Genomic DNA, 19,827 nt, shown 5'->3' on the forward strand with positions numbered 1-19,827 from the left:
CCCTTGCCAAACGCATCGACTCAACCCGGCTTGGGCCGGACAGCCCGATCGCGGGACAGGAATCGCCGCAGGCCGTCTTTCGCTTCATCGCTGGTGAACGCGCGCTGCCCCAGAATCGCCTCGCGGCGGAACGCCTCGTCCAGCGAAAGATGCCCCAGCGTCAACGCCGCTTCCTTGATGACTGACACCGCCACCCGCCCCTTGCGGGCAATCGCGCGGGCATACTCCAGCGCAACGGACTCGAGTTCATCGGGCGCGACCACACGGTTCAGCAGGCCCATTTCGGCCAGCCGGGCGGCCGGAAAGCGCTCGGCGGTCAGCATCAGCTCCATGGCCAGCGCGAACGGAATCTGCCGCACCAGCCGCACCAGGGTGCCGCCTGCCGGCACGAAACCCAGTGACGCTTCGGGCAGCGCGAAGACGGCGGTGTCTGCGGCAATGCGGATATCGGCGGCCAGCATGATCTCGAAACCGCCGCCCAGGCACAGGCCATTGACCGCCGCCACCACGGGCTTATGGAAGCCGGCCTGCTTGATATGCGCGCCGTCCCATTCCGATATGTCGAAGCGCCCTTCGGCCAGCGCCGGAATGGACTCGCCCAGGTCCGCGCCCACGCAAAAGGCCCGATCGCCGCTGCCGCCAAGCAGGATGACGCGCACGTCGGGGTCGTCCTGCGCGCGCACGAAGGCCTCGCCCAGCGCGTCATACATGGCAAGCGTCAGCGCGTTCAGTTTTTCAGGGCGGTTGAAGCTGATGTGCGCGATCGCCTCGCTGACCGAATAAGTGATGCCCATCACACGACTCCTTCGGCCACGTAGCGGTCATAGTCGGCGGCGTCCACGCCCAGCCAGCCCTTCAGGACGATCTCGTTGTGCTCGCCGAAACCCGGCGCCGAACCTCGCGCCCGCACGGGCGTGCGGGACAATTTCATGGGGCTGCCGAAGGCCTGGACCTTCGCGCCGTCGATTTCCACCGGCACGAACATGTCTCGGGCCTTCAGGTGGGGATCGTCCACCACCTCGGCGATGGTCTTGATGGGCGTCACCGGAATGATGTCGCCGGCAAGCGCCTCCAGCTCGGCTTTCGTGCGCGCGCCGCACCACCGGGAAACAATGGGCAGCACCCGCCGCGCGTAGATCTCCGGATCGAAACGCTGGGCCATGGTCGCGATCTCCGGATCGGCGACCAGTTCCGGCTCTCCGAACAGCCGGCACGCTTCGCTCCAGAATTTGTCCGTGTACGCGCCGAAAAAAACGAAGCCGTCCTTGCAGGCATATTGGCCATAGGGCTTGACGAAAGGATGGTCGTTGCCCAGGGGTTCGCCGATGATGCCGTCGACGGTGTAGTTGACGATCGCGTGCTCCGTCAGCGTGACGACCGAATCCTGCTGGGCCACGTCCACCAATTGGCCCTTGCCGGAGCTGCGCATGTCGATGACGGCAGCCAGCGCGGCGATGGCCGCATAGAACGAGGCCGACAGGTCGCCAATGATGGTGCCCACGCGCAGCGGCGCCTTGCCCTGCTCGCCGTTGAGCGACCACAGCCCGCCCGTCGCCTGGGCGCTGTTGTCATAGGCCGGCCGCCGGGCATTGGGCCCAGTCTGGCCAAAGCCGCTGATCGAGACGTAAATCAGCCGAGGATTGCTTTCCTTCAGCGACTCGTAGTCCAGCCCCATGCGCGCCATGGTCCCCGGGCGGAAATTCTCCACGAGCAGATCCGCCTTGGCGACAAGCTCGCGCAGCAGCGACCGGCCGTCCTCGGATTTCAGGTCCAGGCTCACGCCCAGCTTGTGGCGGTTGTACTGGCCGAAGAACGCGCTGGCCTGCCCATGCGCTCCCGCGACAAACGGCGGGAACGTCCGCACATAGTCCGGCTCGGCCGGATTCTCGATCTTGATCACCGTGGCCCCCAGATCGGCGAGCATCATCGTGCAGTACGGACCTGCCACGACCCGCGTCACATCGATCACCACCAGCCCCTTCAGCGGACCCTCTCCCAACGGCAGACGCGCCAGATCATCCATCACTTTGTTTCCTCCGATGCTGCGCCCATGGACATTGGCTCCATGGGCTCGAATTCAGGGGCCGGGACGACGTGGCCGCCGCGGCAATCGTCCCCGGGCTGCGCATTCGCGACATGCCCGCGCTCGATGTAGAGCGTCCTGCTCTGCACGTCCTCCAGCAAGGAAGCGTTCGACTCGGTCACCACCACGCAGAGATGCGGATGCGTGGCCCGCAGCGCACGCAGCGAATCGCCGTACTGGCGCGCCAGCGCCGGCGCAAGGCCCTGAAATGGTTCGTCCAGCAGCACGAAGCGCGTACCGACCATCAGCGCGCGGGCAAGCGCCACGATCTTTCCCTGACCGCCCGACAAGGCCGCACCCGAACGCGGCAGCAGCGCCTTCAACTGCGGCACGCCCCCCAGCACGGCGTCCAGACGCTGCCGGATCTCGCGGGCAGGCACCTTCAGCACCTCGCACGGCAGCGTGATGTTCTGTTCGACCGTCAGCGTGGGCAGAATCACGCGGTCCTCGGGCGCATAGCCGAAACCCAGCGACGCCCGGCGCGAGGCCGGCCGTTGCGCGATATCCTCGCCGTCCAGCAGCAGCCGGCCGGACCGGGGCCTCACCAAGCCCATGATGCCGCGCAGCAGCGTCGTCTTGCCGGCGCCGTTCCTGCCCACCACCGCCACCGTCTGCCCCGCCTCGAGGCGGACATCGACGCCCCGCAGCACGGCATGGCCTGCCAGGTCCACATTCATTGCCTGGATATGCAGAGTCATCGCACCCCCAGCACTTCACGGCGGACCACCGGGTCCGCGAAAACCGCTTTCGGCTCGCTATCGGCGGCGATGCGGCCGTCGATCCAGGCCGCCACGCGCGTCGCGTACTTCAGGACGATGTCCACGTCATGCTCGACGAACCAGCTGGTGACCTTGCGCAGCGTCAGCGCCCGCATCAGCGTCTGCATGACGCCATGCTTGTCCTCGGAAGCGACGCCGCTGGTGGGTTCGTCCATGATGACCAGCTTGGGTTCGAGCATCAGGGCGATCGCGACGTCGAGCAGCTTGCGGTGGCCTTCCGGCAGCACCGTCGTCGGATAGGCCGAATACCGCGCCAGTTCCACCAGTTCCAGCATTTCGGCAACCGCCTTCTGGTCGGCCGAGCGGGACAGCGCGGTCCAGCGGGACAGCCGGCCCTGCCGGCTGGCGGAAGCGAGCTCCAGGCATTGCCGCACCGTATGGTCCTGGAACAGCTGGGGCAACTGGAACGAGCGGCCCACGCCCAGCCTTGCTATCTGCCTGGGGCCATGGCGCGTGATGTCGGTCCCTTCCAGGAACACCCTGCCGCTCGACGGCTTCAGATAGCCGGTGCAGATATTGATGAACGTGGTCTTCCCGGCGCCATTGGCGCCGATGACCGCCAGGTGCTCGCCGTGGTTCAGCGCGAAGTCGATCTGGTCGGCCGCATTTACGCCGCCAAAGCGCAGGGTCAACCCTTCGGTGCGCAACAGTTCAGTACGGTCGGCTCTCATCGGGCGCCTCCGGCGGCAATGCGGGTCCGGGCCTGCACCAGCCACCCGACCATGCCCGTCGGGGCGAAGAAAATAACGGCGATCAGCGTCAATCCAAGCAGCATCTGCCAGGCATTCGTGAAGTACACCGCCGCAGCCAGCTTGATGGTCTCGAAAACGGCCGCCCCAAAGAACGCGCCGATAGCGTGACCGGACCCGCCCAGAATTGCGATAAACACATACTCGCCCGATCGTATCCAGTAGCCGCTTTCGGGCGTCACCAATCCCTGCTCCACGCTGAGTAGCGCGCCGGCAAGCCCGACCAGCGCCGCCGACAGGACATAGCCCTGCGCCAGCGTTGCCCGCGCCGACACGCCGATGTATTCCAGCCGGGTTTCGTTGGTCCGGATAGCAAGCATCACCTGGCCGGCCGTCGAATCGAAGTAGCGCTGCACGATCACGCCCAGCGCCACCGCCAGCGTCAGGGCGAGCGCAAGCACCCCGAATTCGAATTCGCCGCGATCCAGCGTCAGGCCCAGCAGCGTTGGACGCTCGAAGCGCAGGCCGTCCGTGCCGCCCGTCCAGGCATACAGCTTGCCGGCCAGCGCGAACAACACCATGGAAATGCCCAGGTTGAGCATCCCGAAGAAGATGCCGCGGTAGCGCGACACGAACGCCGCGGCGATCGCGCCGGCGCATACGCTGGCCAGCACGCCGGCGCCCACAACGACAAGGGTGTCCGCGCCCGGGAAGTTCCGGGCCGTAAATGCGGCCGCATAGCCGCCGATGGCCGCATACATCGCATGGCCGAAAGACACCTGGCCCGCCCGCAACAGCACCGTCAAGCCCAGGGCAGCCAGGCCCGCACACAGGAAGCCGGTGACTGGCACGCGCAACCCCGGCCAAAACCAGCACACCGCAAGCGCCAGCAAGAACGCCGACGCCGCCGCCGCTCGAACAATGAAGTTCAGCATCAGATCCTCCGGGCCGTGGCGGCGGAAAAAAGGCCATGCGGGCGCACAAGCAGCACCGCGACCATCATGAGGTAAGGCATCACAACCTCCAGCTCGGGAAACGTGTAAACGGCCATCGCGCGGGCTAGGCCGATCAGCAGCGCGGCCACCAGCGCGCCGGTGATCTGCCCCAGGCCCGCCGTCGCGATCACTGCAAAGGACGTCACGATCATTTCGGCGCCCAGGCCTGGCACAAACGACGTCAATGGCACCGACAGGGCGCCGCCCAGCGCGCCGAGCGCGCCGGCCAGCCCGAAGGTAAGCATGCCGACGCGTGCCGCATTGATGCCCAGCGCCGTGGCGACCTCACGGTGATGGATGACCGCCACGATCTGCCGGCCCGCGATCGAATGCTTCAGCAGGAACTGCAGCCCCGCGTAGGCGGCGAGCGCTACGGCCGGCACGAACAGCAGCTGATAGTTCATGAAGGTCACGCCGGCCAGTTCTGTCGTCCCCATGCGCGCGGCCAGCTCGCCCGCGTTGACGGGAGTGGCTCCCCAAATCATGCGCTGCACGTCTTCCAGCACCATGAACGCCGCGAAGGTCACCAGCAGTTGCAGCACGGGATCGCGATCCTGGAAATGGCGCAGGAGTCCCCGCTCCAGAAGCATGCCGAGCGATCCGCCGATCAGCGCCGCCGCCACGAAGAGCGAGGCCGCCATCAGCGGCGTAGAGGTGCTGTGCGGAGCCAGCCAGGCCAGCAGCGTGGCGGCGCTGTAGCCGCCAAAGGCATACAGGCTGCCGTGCGCCACGTTGATCACGCCGAACACGCCGCAGATCAGCGTCAATCCCAGCGAGATCAGAAAAAGCAGGCTCGCGTAGGACACGCCGTCCACGCTCGCCAGCAAGAGCAGATTGAAATCCATGACAGATAGGGCCGCTGTGGGATTTCAGTTGCCAACGCGCTGGATCTGGCTGTTCCGCAGCAGATCGGGCTTGAGCGTCTTGACCCAGTCGACCGACTTCTGACCGACCGGCGGCGCCACGATATCCGCCGGATAGAACGCCAGTTCGCCCACGACCGGGAAGCCCTGCGAGGCGTCCTTACGCGTGACGCCATAGAGCTGGCCCTGCAGCGCCTGCCCGTCCTCGCGCATGCGGATGGGACGCGACAGCCCGCGGTATTCCAGCGTACGCAGGCTGGCTGCCAGCTGATCCGCCGTCGGCCAGGCGCCGCCGTTGTCCGCCAGCGCCTTCTTGTACGCGCCCGTCGCGGCCTTCAGGGCCTGGATCATGTGATAGACGGCAAAGTTGGGGTAAGCGCCGGTGCGCTGCTTGAACTTCTGCACGAAGGCGCGCACTTCGGGATCACCCGCGAACTGCGGGTCCGCGAAGTAGCCATCCCCCACGAAGCCCACGATAACGCCGGGCGGCACGGCGTCGCCCAGCCGCTCCAGCGACGAATCGGCCAGCGGCAGCACGAACTGCGAACTCTTCAGCAGCCCGCGCTGGGATGCCTGCCGCAGGAACGTATCCAGGTCGCCGCCCCAGGCCGTCGACAGCACTACGTCCGGACGCAGGGCCTGCAGGCGCGTCACCTCGCTGGAGAAGTCCGGGGCGCCGAACTTCGGAAACAGCTCGGCCACGATCTTGACGTCGGGCTTGAGCGCCTGCAGGGTGTGACGAAACACCTCCCACGAATCGCGGCCCCAGGCGTAGTCCTGGTTCACCACGGCCAGCGTCTTGAAGTCCGGCTTGGTTCTCAGCAGATGCAGCACCGCCGCCACCATTTCCATGGTGCCGTTCGGCCCGGTGCGGAACACATAGCGATAGCGCCGCTCCTCCAGCACCTTTTCGCTGGAGCATTCCCACAGGATATTGACGACCTTCAGGTCCTCAGCCACCGGCGCCAGCGCGTTGCAGTAGCCGCTGGAAATCGCCGAGAGCATCAGCTTTTCGCCCGGCTCCTGCGCCAGGCGCCGGTATTCAGCCAGGAATTTCTCCGCGCCCTGCCCTTCGTCGATCCAGGTCTGCTTGAGCTTGACACCGTCGATGCCGCCAGCGGCGTTGAACTCCTCAATCCACATGTCCGCGGCCACCTTCGCCGGCGCGCCCAGCACCGAGGCCGAGCCCGTCATGAAAGTGCTCATGCCCAGCTTGAGTTCGGCGGGACGGGTTTGCTGCGCGATCGACGTCGCGGACAGCGCAAGCAGGGCGGCGCCCACGCCCAGGATTCTGGCTAGCGATTTCATCGGTTTGTCTCCTCAGCCTTCAGACTGATAATGTGTTTTAGTAAGTGAATAATGAAGTCTGGAGAGGCGAAGAACCATGTACGAAGTACACATGATCTGGACATTCTTATGTCCTATAAACACAAGCGGCCGTCTACGAAGCAGGTTCACCCAGGGTTTTCACTGAACTTTTCCAAGGAAGATCCTCATGCGGGAACTCCCCATGCCGGCAACGCGGGACGCCATGGCGATCCAAGCCGAACTGCTGTCCATGCTGGAACGAAGCGCCAGCGCCCGGGACTACGACCAGATGCTGGAACGCGCCGAAGCCAGCGTCGGCGACCCCGCCCTGCGGACGATGCTGGCGAGCAGCATTCGCGCGGCCGCCGCGATATGCGAGCAGCAGAACCAGCAGCAGCGTCGGGAGAAAAGCCTGCTGGTAGTGCTGGAAAGCGTCAATGACCTGACTGCCATCCGCGACCTGGAGCTGGTGTTGGGCGCCATCGTCAGGCGCGCCCGCCAGATCTTCGCGTCGGACATCGGCTATCTCACCAACTTCGACCGTGTCCGGAACGACTTCTACATCCGGGCGACCGACGGCGCGATCTCCGAACGCTTCAAGAACGTCCGGGTGCCGCCCGACCACGGCATTTGCGGGCACGTCCTCAAGCACAAGACGCCGTACCACTGCAGCAACTACCTCACGGACGCCGGGTTTGCGCATGACAACGGCATCGACCTTGCGATCAAAGACGAAGGCGTGCAATCCCTGCTAGGCGCGCCCCTCATGGTGGGCAACCATTGCATCGGCGTACTGTGCATCTGTGACAGGGAGCCGCGCCATCATGCCCCCTGGGAGATCGCCATGCTGTCCACACTGGCCGCGCAGGCAGCCATCGCCATGGAAAACGCGCGCCTGTTCCAAGAGGCTCAGGTCGCCCTGCAACGCGCCAGCGAAGCCAATGCCTCACTGCATCGCCAAGCCACGGAAATCGAGGCCGCCGCGCAAGCGCAGGAGCAGATGACCAAGCTGGTCGCCAGCGGCTGCTCCGTGCTGGATCTCCTGAACATGGTGGCCGCGCGGCTCGGCGGCCATATCGCCCTGCTGGACGAAGCCGAACGCCCCATCCTGCGCACCGCGGCGTGCGACCGGCTGGACTCGCTGTTGCAGGACACCCGCGTGCAGGATGCTGTCCACCAGGCCCTGTCCGCATGCCGCCGCACAGGCAGATCGCACGAGGTCGATTGCGCCGCCGATATCCACGTCCGCGCCACCGCACTCATGGGCGCGGACCGACTGCTGGGCGCGCTCCTGATCGCTTCCGACGGCCCCATGACGCCCACGCAGGTCCGCACCTTTGAACGCAGCGGGCTGGTTGCCGGCGTCGTCCTGCTGTCGCAAGAGCGCAGCGAACTGGCGGCCAGCTCCGCGTCGGCCGCCACCATCCGCGCACTGGTGAGCTGGCAACAGGAAAGCCTGTCCGTGCTCCAGTCCAGGGCCAGCCCCCTCGGGCTGAACCTGTCCGAGCCGCTGCGCATGGCGGTCATGAGCGTCGAAGAACGGAACATCGAATACGCCCTGCGCCGGGTGCGCGCGCACATTCCGCGCGGCGCCCTTCTTGAGAACGTCGAAGGCTTCCTTGTCGCCATTTGCGCCGACAGCGCCTTCGAATCGCTGGAGCGCACGCTTCACGAGACGCTGCTCGCGGACGAACGCCTGACGGCGCTGGGCGTGGCCTCCGCCACGCTGCCCCGGGCGGATGCGCTGCCGAACTGCTTCAAGTCGCTCAAGCGTGGCATCGACATCCTGAAAGCGCTGGGCCGGACCCGCGAACTGGCGGCCGAAGCGGGACTATCGATGTATTCGCTGCTGTTCGAACAACGCCAGGTGGCGGACGTGTCCGGGTTCATCGACGCCGCCGTCGGCAAACTCGTCGCCCACGACCGCCGCCGCAACACGGGCCTGGCCGAGACGTTGCTGGCCTACCTGGAACACGCCCAGAACGCCAAGTCCACCGCCGACCACCTGCAGATACACGTCAACACCTTGCGGCAACGGCTGGAAACGGTCGACGGCATGCTGAGCGGGTGGCGCGAGGAAGGACGGTTCCTGGAGCTGCACGTGGCGCTGCGCCTGCACCGGCTGCGCCGGGGCCTGCCCGGATCAACGGCTGACGGGAACGCGAAGGAAGCGAACGGCGCGGATGCGGGATAAGCCGCGCCCGATAGAGTTCAGTCGCCTCGGCCGTAAAACCCCAGGAACATCCCCACGGCGGAATCCGCCACCCGTTCACGCTCCGCCTTCGCCAGCGGCGGCTGCGCCAGCGTGACCTGCGGCCAGAACGCAAAGCTCTTCACCAGCCCTTCAAGCTGATGGCCCGCGAAAGCGGGATCCACCTCGACGAGGCGCCCATCGTCGATGGCCGCCCGTATCCAGGCCGTCACCCCACTGCCCTTCTCGTCCATGCGGCAAACGATGTCCTGGGCGCGGTCCGGCGCGTGGATGATCTCGGCCATGGCGACCCGCGCAAGATCAATGAAACTCGCATCGCCCAGCAGCTCCAGCTTCTGCATCAGGAGCTGCCGCAACTGCTGCGCCAGCGGCAGATCCGCCCGATAAGCCACATCGACGCTGGCCGCGCTGCTGGCCCATAGCTGTTCCAGCATCAGCGAGAACAGCGCTTCCTTGCTGGGGAAATGGTTGTAGACCGTGCGTTTGGAAACACCTGCCGCCAGCGCAATGCGATCCATGCTGGTCGCCTCGTAGCCCGCGGTCCGGAACTCCTCCACCGCAGCGCGCACGATGTCCTCGCGCTTGCGGTCGGTCAGGCGCTTGGGGGGACGGGCAACGGCGGTAGTTGGGGCTTTGGACGACATGGAATGAAATTTTACACCGGGGAGTGTACTTTTTTTAAATTGAAAACTACACTGTGTAGTGTAATTTTTGACCGGCCCACATGAAGCGCCTGCTCCTGCCCACCCTGCTTGGAATTCTTGCCGTGACCGCCATCGCCACCTGCCACCGCGCCGCCCTGCCCGACCACCCGGAATCCCCGCACCATCGCGACGGGCGCTTCCACAACCCGCTCCCTCGCCCCGCCCTGGGATTCTGGCAAGGCGTGAAGCTGACCTGGACCTTCTTTTTCGCCAAGCCCAGCGGCACGGTTCCGGACATTCCCATTCCGGTGCGCCCCCTGGACCACGCCCAACTCGAAGCCGCTCCCGACCGCAGCCTCTACCGGCTGGGCCACTCCACCATCCTGATGAAGCTGCGCGGCCGCTACTGGCTGACGGATCCCGTCTTCTCCGAGCGCGCCTCCCCCGTGCAATGGGCCGGCCCCGCGCGGTTTCACGCGCCGCCCATCAGCATCGAAGACCTGCCCCCGATAGCGGGCGTCATCCTTTCCCACAACCACTATGATCACCTGGACCGCGCCGCCGTCGCCAAACTGGACGCCAAAACCGCCCGGTTCATCGCCCCGCTCGGCGTCGGCGACCAGTTGATCGCCTGGGGCATCGCCCCCGACAAGGTCGAACAGCTGGACTGGTGGCAGTCCACCGAAGCCGATGGCCTGCGCCTGACCGCCACGCCCGCCCAGCACTTCTCAGGCCGCGGCCTGACCGACGGCGACCGCAGCCTGTGGGCCTCGTGGGTCATCCAGGACGGCGACCTGCGCGTCTTCTTCAGCGGCGACAGCGGCTACTTCGACGGCTTCAAGGCCATCGGAGACGCCTACGGCCCCTTCGACCTGACCCTCATGGAAACCGGCGCCTACGACAAGCGCTGGGCCTTCGTGCACATGCAGCCCGAAGAGACCCTGCAGGCGCACCTGGACCTGCGCGGGCGCTGGCTGCTGCCGATCCACAACGGCACCTTCGACCTGGCCCTGCATCCCTGGGAACAGCCGTTCGAACGCATCGTCGCGCTGGCGCAGGAACATGAGGTGAATCTGGCCACGCCAGTGATGGGACAGCGCGTGGACATAGCCGCGCCGGAGGCGGGAACGTTGTGGTGGCGGAACGGGGACGCGGGACGCTAGCGGCACGGCCCACTCCGGGCGCCCCTGGCCCTTGATCGGGCGGGGGAATCGCCCCTTCGGTCCAGTACAATTCGCGTTTGGCGACGTTGTGATCGCCCATCTGTCTGGACCAAAGCATGTTGCGACTGTCTGAAATCAAGCTGCCGTTGAACCACACGCCCGAGGAATTGCCCGCCGCAATCCTGAAGAAACTGGGCATCCCGGCCAGCGACCTGAACGGCTACACCATCTTTTTGCGCAGCTACGACGCGCGCAAAAAGCACAGTATCCTGCTCATCTACACGCTGGATATCGACGTCGCAAACGAAGCCGCGCTGCTCAAGCGCTTTCACGACGACCGCAACGTCAAACCGTCCCCCGACACCGAATACAAATTCGTCGCCCAGGCGCCCGCCACGCTTGCCAAGCGCCCCATCGTCATCGGCACCGGCCCCTGTGGCCTGTTCGCCGGGCTGGTCCTGGCGCAGATGGGCTTCAAACCCATCATCCTGGAACGCGGCAAGGCCGTGCGCGAGCGCACCAAAGACACCTGGGGTCTCTGGCGCAAACGCATCCTGAACCCGGACTCCAACGTCCAGTTCGGCGAAGGCGGCGCAGGCACCTTCTCCGACGGCAAGCTCTATAGCCAGATCAAGGATCCCAAGCACTACGGCGAAAAAGTGCTCAAGGAATTCGTCCTGGCTGGCGCGCCGGAAGAAATCCTGTACGTCAGCAAGCCGCACATCGGCACCTTCCGCCTGGTCGGCATGGTCGAAGTCATGCGCGACACCATCACCAAGCTGGGCGGCGAAGTCCGCTTCTCCAGCAGGGTCGAAACGCTGCACCGCGAAAACGGCAAGGTCACCGGCGTCACCCTGTCCAATGGCGAACACATCGAGGCCGATCACGTCGTCCTGGCCATCGGCCACAGCGCGCGCGACACCTTCCAGATGCTGCACGACCAGGGCGTGTTCATGGAAGCCAAGCCCTTCTCAATCGGCTTTCGCATCGAACACCCGCAATCGCTCATCGACCGCGCGCGATTCGGCCCGAACGCCGGCCACCCCATCCTGGGCGCCGCCGACTACAAGCTGGTGCACCACGCCAGCAACGGGCGCTCCGTCTACAGCTTCTGCATGTGCCCCGGCGGCACGGTCGTGGCGGCAACGTCCGAACCCGACCGCGTCGTCACCAACGGCATGAGCCAGTACTCGCGCAACGAACGCAACGCCAACGCCGGCATCGTGGTGGGCATCTCGCCCGAGGTCGACTACCCCGAACGCGTCCTGGCGGGCGTCGACTTCCAGCGCAAATGGGAATCCCAGGCCTTCGAATTGGGCGGCCGCAACTACAGCGCGCCGGGCCAGCTGGTGGGCGACTTCCTGGAAGGCCGGGCCTCGACCGAATTCGGCGCCGTCCAACCCTCATACACCCCGGGCGTGCACCTGACCGACCTGGCCACGGCCCTGCCCGACTTCGCCATCACCGCCATCCGCGAAGCCCTGCCGGCCTTCGACAAGACCATCAAGGGCTTCAACATGCCCGACGCCGTGCTGACCGGCGTGGAAACGCGCACCTCATCGCCAATCCGCATCAAGCGCGACAACGACACGCTGCAGAGCATCAATACGCAGGGCCTGTTCCCCGCGGGCGAAGGCGCGGGCTATGCGGGCGGGATTCTGTCGGCGGGCGTGGATGGGATCAAGATTGCCGAGGCGGTTGCGCTGAGCATCATGGGGCGGCAGGCCTAAGCGCCGCCGCAGCGCCCCCTTTTCGCACCGCCTATTCCGACGGACGCGTCTGCGTCAAGCCCGTAGGCGGCCCGTCGATGGCCGTCCACCCGGCGTCCACCGCCAGGCTGCTGCCCGATATATAACTGGCGGCATCCGACGCCAGAAACGCCACGGCGGCGCCTACCTCGGACGGCTGGCCCCAGCGATTCAGCACGGTATGGCCGGCATAGGTGTTGTAGATCTCGGGGCGTTCCTTCAGCGGCTCGGTCAGGCGTGTTTCGATGATGCTGGGCATGACCGCATTGACGCGCACGCCGTAACCGCCGGCCTCCGCCGCGAACGCCTTGACCATCTGCTCGATGCCAGCCTTGGTGGCCGCATAGATGCCCAGCCCGGGCTCGATCGTCACGGCGCGCATCGACGAGCACAGGATCATGCTGCCCGCGCCCTGCTTCATCATCGGCCGGCCGAAGTGGCGCATGAAGTGAAACGCGCCGCGCAGGTTCAGGCTCACGACCTGATCGAACTCTTCTTCCGTGTAATCGACGATCAATTTGCGGATGTTCAGCGCGGGCGTCGCGACCGCGACGTCTACCCTGCCCTGCTCGTCCAGCACCTTGGCGGCCAACGCCGCGATGGCCTCGCCGCTGGCGGCATCGGTCTGCGCCCAGCCGGCCGAACCGCCGCCGTCGATGATCTGCTGGGCAGTGGCCTGCGCGCCGTCTTCGTCGCGGTCCGCGCACATGACATACGCGCCCATCGCGCCCAGCGCATGGGCCGAAGCCTGGCCGATGCCGGAGGCGGCGCCCAGCACGACCGCAATCCTGCCCTGCAGGCTGAAGAGTTGGGGATAGTTGGTCATGGGAAGCGCTTATTGCGACGAGCCGATCTGCAGAACTGTAAAGTCGCGCTGCATATAACGGTTCATGATCTGGGCCAGAATCGGGTTTCCGGCATTCTCCGCCTTCGGCGCAGTCATGCTGATGACCGCCGCGCACAACTTGCCCGCCTGGACGGTACGCCCTTGCACGTCGGCTTGCACCGCACCGGCCATGGTTTGCTTCCATGCGGCGCCGACGCCATCAACCGCCTGCTTGGCGGCGGCGCAATCCGCGTAAGCCAGGGAAAAAACAACCGCAGGCGCATTCCTGGTCTGCACGTCCGCGATGACGCCCGCGAAGTAAGGCGGAATTCCGCGCCCGCTGGTTTCCGCAAGCGCACGGAGCTTCTGCTTTGCGCTTTCCATATCGTCAGGCGTAGCGGGCAACAGCTTTGCCGGGTCGGCGGCCTGAAGGCCGAGAACAGGCGAAATAATGGCTGCTTGCACGATCTGGCCGCCATCCGATGGCACGGCTTCCTTCAGCCCCGCCACGGCAGCGCTGACAATCTCGCTGTCCGCAACGGAAGGCGTGGGCTGAGCCAGGACTTTCATTCCCGTTGGCGTCGACGCCTGAACCAGCGCCGCATCAAGCGGGAGAACAAAGGTTGGCATGCCCATCGTGCCGCGCCACGGATCTTGTCCGCTGGCTTTGGTCATATCCGGCTTATTGGCCTCGCCATTTGCCATCAGGCCGGCCACATCGCCATTCACGGGCTTGAAATCGGCCTGCTTCAGACGATCCGCCAACTTCGCGGCGGATTCCCGGTCCTTCAGGCCCCAGTAGGCGACATTGCCGGGCGGCTGACCAAACCCGGCGAAATAGGACAGTTCATTGAAAGAGATATGTGCGGCATCGGCCCACTTGTCCAGGCCGTACCCGATGGATTGAAGCGGGCTGATCGCTTGCCCGATGGACAGTCTGCGCATGGCGTCGGCGGATGGACCGGCTTTTTCCAGGCCTCGCCAGGCTTGCACGTCGAGAAAGAAGAATTGCATCGCTTCAGGGGCGCTCAACACCGCCTGGGGCACTTGCTTCAAGGCTTGCTGGAATGCCTGAGTACTGTCCTGGGCGGCGAACGAAGTGCCGCATAGTGCGAACAAGCCGAGTGCAACAGCCGTTAAACGCATCCAATATCTCCCGGTGGGTTTTCCTTCAATTCGACCGGGGAGTATATCAATGGTCGGTCACCATTAAAAAGCCTGCAGATACGCGAACTTGAAAGGAATTCGACATCAATAAGCTGCCGGATCGAGTGCACCAAGCGCAATCAGCCGCTCGCGCCGGCCGCTTCGGCTGCGGCGGCCAAGGCATCGAAGGGTCTCATCCGGCGAAGGGTTTTATCCGGACACAGTGGCGGCCGGCTGACGCGCCAGTTCAATAAACGCCCGCACATAGTCGATGGCCGTGTCGGCCTCCCGCGCGCCCAGGAAGATCTGTTTCGCGATGCCGCGCGCGCCCAGCCGCACGGGCACCACGTCCATCCTGGCCGCGTACTCCTCGACCAGCCAACGCGGCAAAGCGGCCACGCCGCGTCCGCTGGCCACCATCTGCACCATGATGTCGGTGGTTTCGATGGCTTTGTGGCGCTTGGGCGTGACGCCGGCCGGCAACAGGAACTGGTTGTAGATGTCCAGGCGCTCGATATCCACGGGGTAGCTGATCAGCACTTCCTGGGTCAACTGCTGGGGCTTCACGTACGCCGCCGAAGCCAGCGCATGCCCCTTGGGCACGACCAGCACCTGTTCGTAGTCGAACACGGGCTCGAATTTCAGGCCCGGCTTGAACAGCGGATCAGGCGTGACCAGCAGGTCTATCTCGTAGCCGAAGAGCGCGCCGATCCCGCCGAACTGGAACTTCTGCTTGACGTCCACATCGACGTCCGGCCAGGCGGCCAGGTAAGGGGAAACCACCTTGAGCAGCCACTGATAGCAAGGGTGGCATTCCATCCCGATGCGCAGCGCCCCGCGCTCGCCCTGCGCGAACTGGCCCAGGCGCTCTTCGGCCAGGTCCAACTGCGGCAGCACGCGGTTGGCCACCGCCAGCAAGTATTGGCCCGCCTGCGTCAGGCGCAGGCTTCGGCCTTCGCGCAGCCAGACATCGGTGCCCAGCTGCTGTTCCAGCTTCCTGATGCTGTGACTCAGGGCCGATTGGGTCAGGCTCAGCACGCCTGCCGCAGCCGTCAAAGACCCTTGCTTCTCGACCTGCTGGACGATGCTGAGATGGATGCGCTCAAGCATTCAGATGATTTCCGCTCATGGATTCGTGAAATAAAACCATTTTACTTCATCACTCCCCTCCCCTAGTATCCGCTCTCATTGATCATTCGCATGCCTGCAAGCGGCTTTTGCCATTAATCAAGATTTGAATGCGCAAAACCCTGCGCAGCGTCCGGCGGCGCATCCGCATATAGCGATGCCGCAGCGGGGCGTTGATCCATCATCATGAAATCCAGAATGACACACCCACTCCGTCTAGTAGCCGTTTCCGGCGGACTGCAACGCCCCTCCAAATCTGCTGCGCTGGCAAAACACCTGCTGGACCTGATCGCCGGTGAAGTCCCGTGTGAACAACGCCTGGTCGAACTGGGCCAGCTTGCACCGCAACTTGCCGGCGCGGTCTGGCGCTCCCACCTGCCCGACTCGGTGGAGCAAGAACTTGACGCGGTCGAGCAAGCCGACATCCTGGTCGTGACAACCCCGGTCTTTCGCGGTTCGTACACGGGCCTGTTCAAGCACTTCTTCGACTTCATCCATCAGGACGCCTTGATCGACAAGCCCGTCTTGCTTGCGGCCACAGGCGGCAGCGAACGCCATGCCCTGATGATCGACCACCAGTTGCGGCCGCTGTTCAGCTTCTTCCAGGCGCGCACATTGCCGCTGGGCGTCTACGCGACCGACAAGGATTTCGCCGACTACCGCCTGCAGGACGAGGCCCTGATCGAGCGGGCCAGACTGGCCGTCGAACGGGCATTGCCGCTGGTCGAATTGACGCGCCTTCTCAGCACTGCCGCCGCGGAGGACGCGGTCGCAGCCTGAAGCAAGACTTGGCCCGGGTGGCCGGCCAGATGGCCGCTACAGGGTCTTCCAACCCGACATACGCCCTCTGAACGCCTCGCGCGTCGCGCGCGTTCAAGAGCCGGCTTTAACTCCCTGCAATCCTTTTCGCGAAATCAGCGCACCAATCCACCATGAGCAACGCGTTCACCTTCACCATCAAGAGCCTTCGTTTCGACGAGAATTACCAGCCGTCGGACAATACGCGCATCACGACCAACTTCGCCAATCTGGCCCGGGGAGCTAGCCGCCAGGAGAATCTGCGCAACACCTTGAGGATGATCGACAGCCGCTTCAATAGCCTGGCGCATTGGGACAACCCGACGGGGGATCGCTACGAGGTCGAACTCGACATCATTTCCGTTGAGATGAACCTTGGCGCCGAAGGCGGCAGCAGCGTTTTTCCGCTGATCGAAATACTGCAAACCAACATCGTCGACAAGAAAAACAACGAACGCATTGAAGGCATTGCAGGCAACAACTTCTCTTCTTACGTGCGCGACTACGACTTCAGCGTGCTGCTGCCCGAACACAACAACAATCAACCCACGTTCAGCACCCCCGACAATTTCGGCGATCTGCACGGCAAGCTGTTCAAGCACTTCCTGAATTCAAGCGCCTACAAGGAGCGGTTCAGCAAGCCGCCTGTCATCTGCATCAGCGCGTCCAGCAGCAAGACCTACCAGCGGACTGAAAACCAGCATCCCATCCTGGGGGTCGAGTATCGGCAAGATGAATTCTCTTCCACCGATCAGTACTTCGAAAAAATGGGCTTGCAGGTTCGCTATTTCATGCCCCCGGGCAGCGCCGCGCCCTTGGCCTTTTACTTCCAGGGCGACCTGCTTGGCCGCTACTCCAATCTTGAGCTGATCAGCCTGATCAGCACGATGGAAACCTTCCAGAAGATCTACCGCCCCGAGATCTACAACGCCAATTCCGCGGCCGGCAAGCTCTATCGGCCGAGCCTGAAGAATCAGGACTACTCCCTGACGCAGATCGTCTATGACCGGGAAGAGCGCAGCCAACTGGCCGTCAAGCAAGGCAAGTTCACGGAAGAGCACTTCATCAAGCCCTACAAGAAAGTGCTGGACACCTGGGCCGCCAATTCCGCTCTCTAATCACTCGCAACACACGGAACACTGATCATGAAGAAACTACTGCCCACTTCGACGGCTGGCAGTCTGCCGAAACCTTCCTGGCTGGCTCAGCCCGAAAAACTCTGGTCGCCCTGGAAACTGCAGGACGAGGAGCTGGTCGAGGGCAAACAAGACGCCTTGCGCCTGGCGCTGCAGGAACAGCAACACGCCGGCATTGATATCGTCAGCGACGGCGAGCAGACCCGCCAGCATTTCGTCACCACGTTCATCGAGCACCTCAGCGGCGTCGATTTCGAAAAGCGCGAAACCGTCCGGATCCGCGATCGCTACGATGCAAGCGTGCCGACCGTAGTAAGCGCCGTCAGCCGCCAAAAGCCGGTGTTCGTCGAAGACGCCAAGTTCCTGCGCCAGCAAACCAAGCAACCCATCAAATGGGCCCTACCGGGTCCCATGACGATGATCGACACGCTGTACGACGCCCACTACAAGAGCCGCGAAAAGCTGGCCTGGGAGTTCGCCAAGATCCTCAACCAGGAAGCCCGCGAACTGGAAGCCGCCGGCGTCGACATCATCCAGTTCGATGAGCCGGCATTCAACGTCTTCTTCGACGAAGTGAACGACTGGGGCATCGCCACCCTGGAACGGGCGATCGAAGGCCTCAAATGCGAAACCGCCGTGCATATCTGCTATGGCTACGGCATCAAGGCCAACACCGACTGGAAGAAAACGCTGGGGTCCGAGTGGCGCCAGTACGAAGAATCCTTCCCCAAGCTGCAGCAGTCCAATATCGACATCATCTCGCTGGAATGCCACAACTCGCATGTTCCGATCGACCTGATCGAACTGATTCGCGGCAAGAAGGTGATGGTCGGCGCCATTGACGTGGCTAGCGACATCATTGAAACGCCCGAGGAAGTGGCCAATACGCTGCGCAAGGCGCTTAAGTTCGTGGATGCCGACAAGCTCTATCCGTGCACGAACTGCGGCATGGCGCCGTTGTCTCGTCGCGTCGCGAACGGCAAGCTGAGCGCGCTGAGCGCCGGCGCGGAAATCGTCCGCAAGGAAATCTCGGGCTGATTCGGATCTGAAGCCGCAGGCTTGCGGCGAGCTGCCAGCCCATCGTCAATCGACGATGGGCAGCGGCTCTGGATCCTCAAACGCGGACTGCACGGCCTCGACGACACGTAAGGCTCTCGCCTTGTCGTCGAGCATTGGGTAATCCGCCACCCGCGCTCCTTGATCGAGCGGATTCCGTCTACTGCTCCTTCAGCCCCAACGACTTCATCAACGGGGCGAACAGTTTCTTCTCGTCCTGCACGCGCGCGGCATAGTCGGCCACGCGCAGCGGCAGCGCCTCGGCGCCGGCATCCAGAAAGCGCGCCTGAATATCCGGCCGTGCGAGCACCTTGTTGATCTCGGCGTTCATACGATCAACCACATCATCGCGGGTCCCGGCCGCGGCATACACGCCAAACAGGCTGTCCGCGAAAACGCCGTCGATGCCCACTTCAGAAAACGTTCGTATGTCGGGCGCCACGGCAGCCCGTTGCCGGCTAGCCACCGCCAACACCTTCAGCTTGCCCGCTTGCACCATAGGAAAGACCGTAGCCGGTCCAAACGCGAAGTCGATCTGCCCCGCGGCCAGGTCTTGTATCGCCGGCGCCACGCCGCGATATGGCGCATGGGTGGCCTGCATGCCGGTAGCCTGCTTGAGCAGCTCGCCAGCCAGATGCGGCGTCGTGCCATTACCGGCCGAACCGTAATTGAGCGGATCGGGCCGCTTGCGCGCGTATTCGACAAACGCTTCAAGCGTATCGACGCCCAACGAAGACCGCACGAACAGGAACAACTGGCTATTGGCCAACAAGGCGACCGGCCGCAGGTCCTTCTGCGGGTCGAACGGCATGCTGGCGAACATCAGCGGGTTCACCGATTCGGTCGTCGACGGATTGAGCAAGAAGGTATGGTTATCTCCGCCGTTGCGCGCGACCTCGGCGCCCGCCACATTACCGCCAGCGCCGCCCCGATTCTCCACGATAACGGTCTGCTTCAAGGCCTCGGCCAAATGCGGCTGCACAGTGCGCGTCAACACGTCCACCAGCCCGCCAGGGGCCAGCCCCACGACCATACGCACCGGCTTGGCGGGCCAGGCCTGCGACGGCGTTTGCGCATGACTGCCCGTCGCCCCCCCCGTCAGCGCCAGCATCATCATGGCCAGGCAATGTCTACGCAGCGGCATGCGATTCTCCTAATAGGGCCCCACCGCGCGATCCTGCGTACGGTGCGTCAGGTGCCGCACCCCGGTGAACCGCCCCGATGCCTCATCGCGGCGGCAGCCCTGCATAGCC

General features: G+C 64.3%; 18 protein-coding genes. 6 read left to right on the forward strand and 12 right to left on the reverse strand.

Annotation, left to right across the window (positions count from 1 at the left end):
• Window positions 1-20: 20 nt before the first annotated feature.
• The 7 genes from KYC_RS02150 to KYC_RS02180 are packed head-to-tail and all read right to left on the reverse strand — an operon-like array spanning window position 21 to window position 6,717.
• A complete protein-coding gene (locus KYC_RS02150; RefSeq protein WP_008158376.1) occupies window positions 21-794 on the reverse strand; it encodes an enoyl-CoA hydratase/isomerase family protein in 774 nt (257 codons plus the stop codon).
• Window positions 794-2,023: a CaiB/BaiF CoA transferase family protein gene (locus KYC_RS02155; protein ID WP_008158377.1), complete on the reverse strand. Its 1,230-nt coding sequence runs from the start codon at window positions 2,021-2,023 to the stop codon at window positions 794-796. Before KYC_RS02155 ends, KYC_RS02150 begins: the two co-directional genes overlap by 1 nt.
• Entirely contained in the window at window positions 2,023-2,781 is a 759-nt protein-coding gene (locus KYC_RS02160) for an ABC transporter ATP-binding protein (RefSeq protein WP_100148242.1), read from the reverse strand. The genes KYC_RS02155 and KYC_RS02160 overlap by 1 nt, the downstream gene beginning before the upstream one ends.
• Window positions 2,778-3,533 (reverse strand): ABC transporter ATP-binding protein, encoded by a 756-nt coding sequence (locus KYC_RS02165; RefSeq protein ID WP_043517324.1) that lies wholly within the window; start codon window positions 3,531-3,533, stop codon window positions 2,778-2,780. The genes KYC_RS02160 and KYC_RS02165 overlap by 4 nt, the downstream gene beginning before the upstream one ends.
• Entirely contained in the window at window positions 3,530-4,486 is a 957-nt protein-coding gene (locus tag KYC_RS02170; RefSeq protein ID WP_008158380.1) for a branched-chain amino acid ABC transporter permease, read from the reverse strand. The genes KYC_RS02165 and KYC_RS02170 overlap by 4 nt, the downstream gene beginning before the upstream one ends.
• Entirely contained in the window at window positions 4,486-5,391 is a 906-nt protein-coding gene (locus KYC_RS02175; protein ID WP_008158381.1) for a branched-chain amino acid ABC transporter permease, read from the reverse strand. Before KYC_RS02175 ends, KYC_RS02170 begins: the two co-directional genes overlap by 1 nt.
• 24 nt (window positions 5,392-5,415) lie before the next feature.
• Complete coding sequence (locus KYC_RS02180) at window positions 5,416-6,717, reverse strand: ABC transporter substrate-binding protein (protein WP_008158382.1); 1,302 nt, start codon at window positions 6,715-6,717, stop codon at window positions 5,416-5,418.
• Window positions 6,718-6,904: 187 nt separating this feature from the next.
• Between KYC_RS02180 and KYC_RS02185 the strand changes: the two genes are divergently transcribed.
• A complete protein-coding gene (locus KYC_RS02185; RefSeq protein ID WP_043517327.1) occupies window positions 6,905-8,911 on the forward strand; it encodes a helix-turn-helix domain-containing protein in 2,007 nt (668 codons plus the stop codon).
• Between the two features lie 17 nt (window positions 8,912-8,928).
• Here KYC_RS02185 and KYC_RS02190 read toward each other — a convergent pair whose 3' ends face one another.
• A complete protein-coding gene (locus KYC_RS02190; protein ID WP_008158384.1) occupies window positions 8,929-9,573 on the reverse strand; it encodes a TetR/AcrR family transcriptional regulator in 645 nt (214 codons plus the stop codon).
• A gap of 80 nt (window positions 9,574-9,653) precedes the next feature.
• On the opposite strand from KYC_RS02190, the gene KYC_RS02195 reads away from it, so the two are divergent.
• Both KYC_RS02195 and KYC_RS02200 read left to right on the forward strand, forming a co-directional pair.
• Complete coding sequence (locus KYC_RS02195; protein WP_008158386.1) at window positions 9,654-10,736, forward strand: MBL fold metallo-hydrolase; 1,083 nt, start codon at window positions 9,654-9,656, stop codon at window positions 10,734-10,736.
• Window positions 10,737-10,852: 116 nt separating this feature from the next.
• A complete protein-coding gene (locus KYC_RS02200; RefSeq protein WP_008158389.1) occupies window positions 10,853-12,466 on the forward strand; it encodes an NAD(P)/FAD-dependent oxidoreductase in 1,614 nt (537 codons plus the stop codon).
• A 31-nt stretch (window positions 12,467-12,497) separates the two neighbouring features.
• Here KYC_RS02200 and KYC_RS02205 read toward each other — a convergent pair whose 3' ends face one another.
• The 3 genes from KYC_RS02205 to KYC_RS02215 form a co-directional block, all read right to left on the reverse strand.
• The gene (locus tag KYC_RS02205) at window positions 12,498-13,310 is read right to left on the reverse strand and encodes an SDR family NAD(P)-dependent oxidoreductase (protein ID WP_008158390.1); all 813 of its coding nucleotides are present in this window, start codon (window positions 13,308-13,310) and stop codon (window positions 12,498-12,500) included.
• A 9-nt stretch (window positions 13,311-13,319) separates the two neighbouring features.
• Complete coding sequence (locus KYC_RS02210; RefSeq protein WP_043517329.1) at window positions 13,320-14,456, reverse strand: hypothetical protein; 1,137 nt, start codon at window positions 14,454-14,456, stop codon at window positions 13,320-13,322.
• 210 nt (window positions 14,457-14,666) lie between these two features.
• Window positions 14,667-15,566: a LysR family transcriptional regulator gene (locus tag KYC_RS02215; RefSeq protein ID WP_008158394.1), complete on the reverse strand. Its 900-nt coding sequence runs from the start codon at window positions 15,564-15,566 to the stop codon at window positions 14,667-14,669.
• A 216-nt stretch (window positions 15,567-15,782) separates the two neighbouring features.
• Between KYC_RS02215 and msuE the strand changes: the two genes are divergently transcribed.
• From msuE to KYC_RS02230, 3 genes are all read left to right on the forward strand, one after another.
• Window positions 15,783-16,364, forward strand: coding sequence for an FMN reductase (gene msuE, locus KYC_RS02220; RefSeq protein WP_008158396.1), 582 nt, complete (start codon window positions 15,783-15,785; stop codon window positions 16,362-16,364).
• A gap of 152 nt (window positions 16,365-16,516) precedes the next feature.
• The gene (locus KYC_RS02225; protein WP_008158398.1) at window positions 16,517-17,500 is read left to right on the forward strand and encodes a DUF1852 domain-containing protein; all 984 of its coding nucleotides are present in this window, start codon (window positions 16,517-16,519) and stop codon (window positions 17,498-17,500) included.
• A 27-nt stretch (window positions 17,501-17,527) separates the two neighbouring features.
• A complete protein-coding gene (locus KYC_RS02230) occupies window positions 17,528-18,556 on the forward strand; it encodes a methionine synthase (RefSeq protein WP_008158400.1) in 1,029 nt (342 codons plus the stop codon).
• A gap of 178 nt (window positions 18,557-18,734) precedes the next feature.
• Here the strand turns inward: KYC_RS02230 and KYC_RS02235 are convergent, their stop codons facing one another.
• On the reverse strand, window positions 18,735-19,718 hold the full coding sequence (locus tag KYC_RS02235; RefSeq protein ID WP_008158402.1) for a Bug family tripartite tricarboxylate transporter substrate binding protein: 984 nt from the start codon (window positions 19,716-19,718) through the stop codon (window positions 18,735-18,737).
• Window positions 19,719-19,827: the final 109 nt, after the last annotated feature.

This window comes from Achromobacter arsenitoxydans SY8 (assembly GCF_000236785.1).
Classification (GTDB): Bacteria; Pseudomonadota; Gammaproteobacteria; order Burkholderiales; family Burkholderiaceae_B; genus Achromobacter; species Achromobacter arsenitoxydans.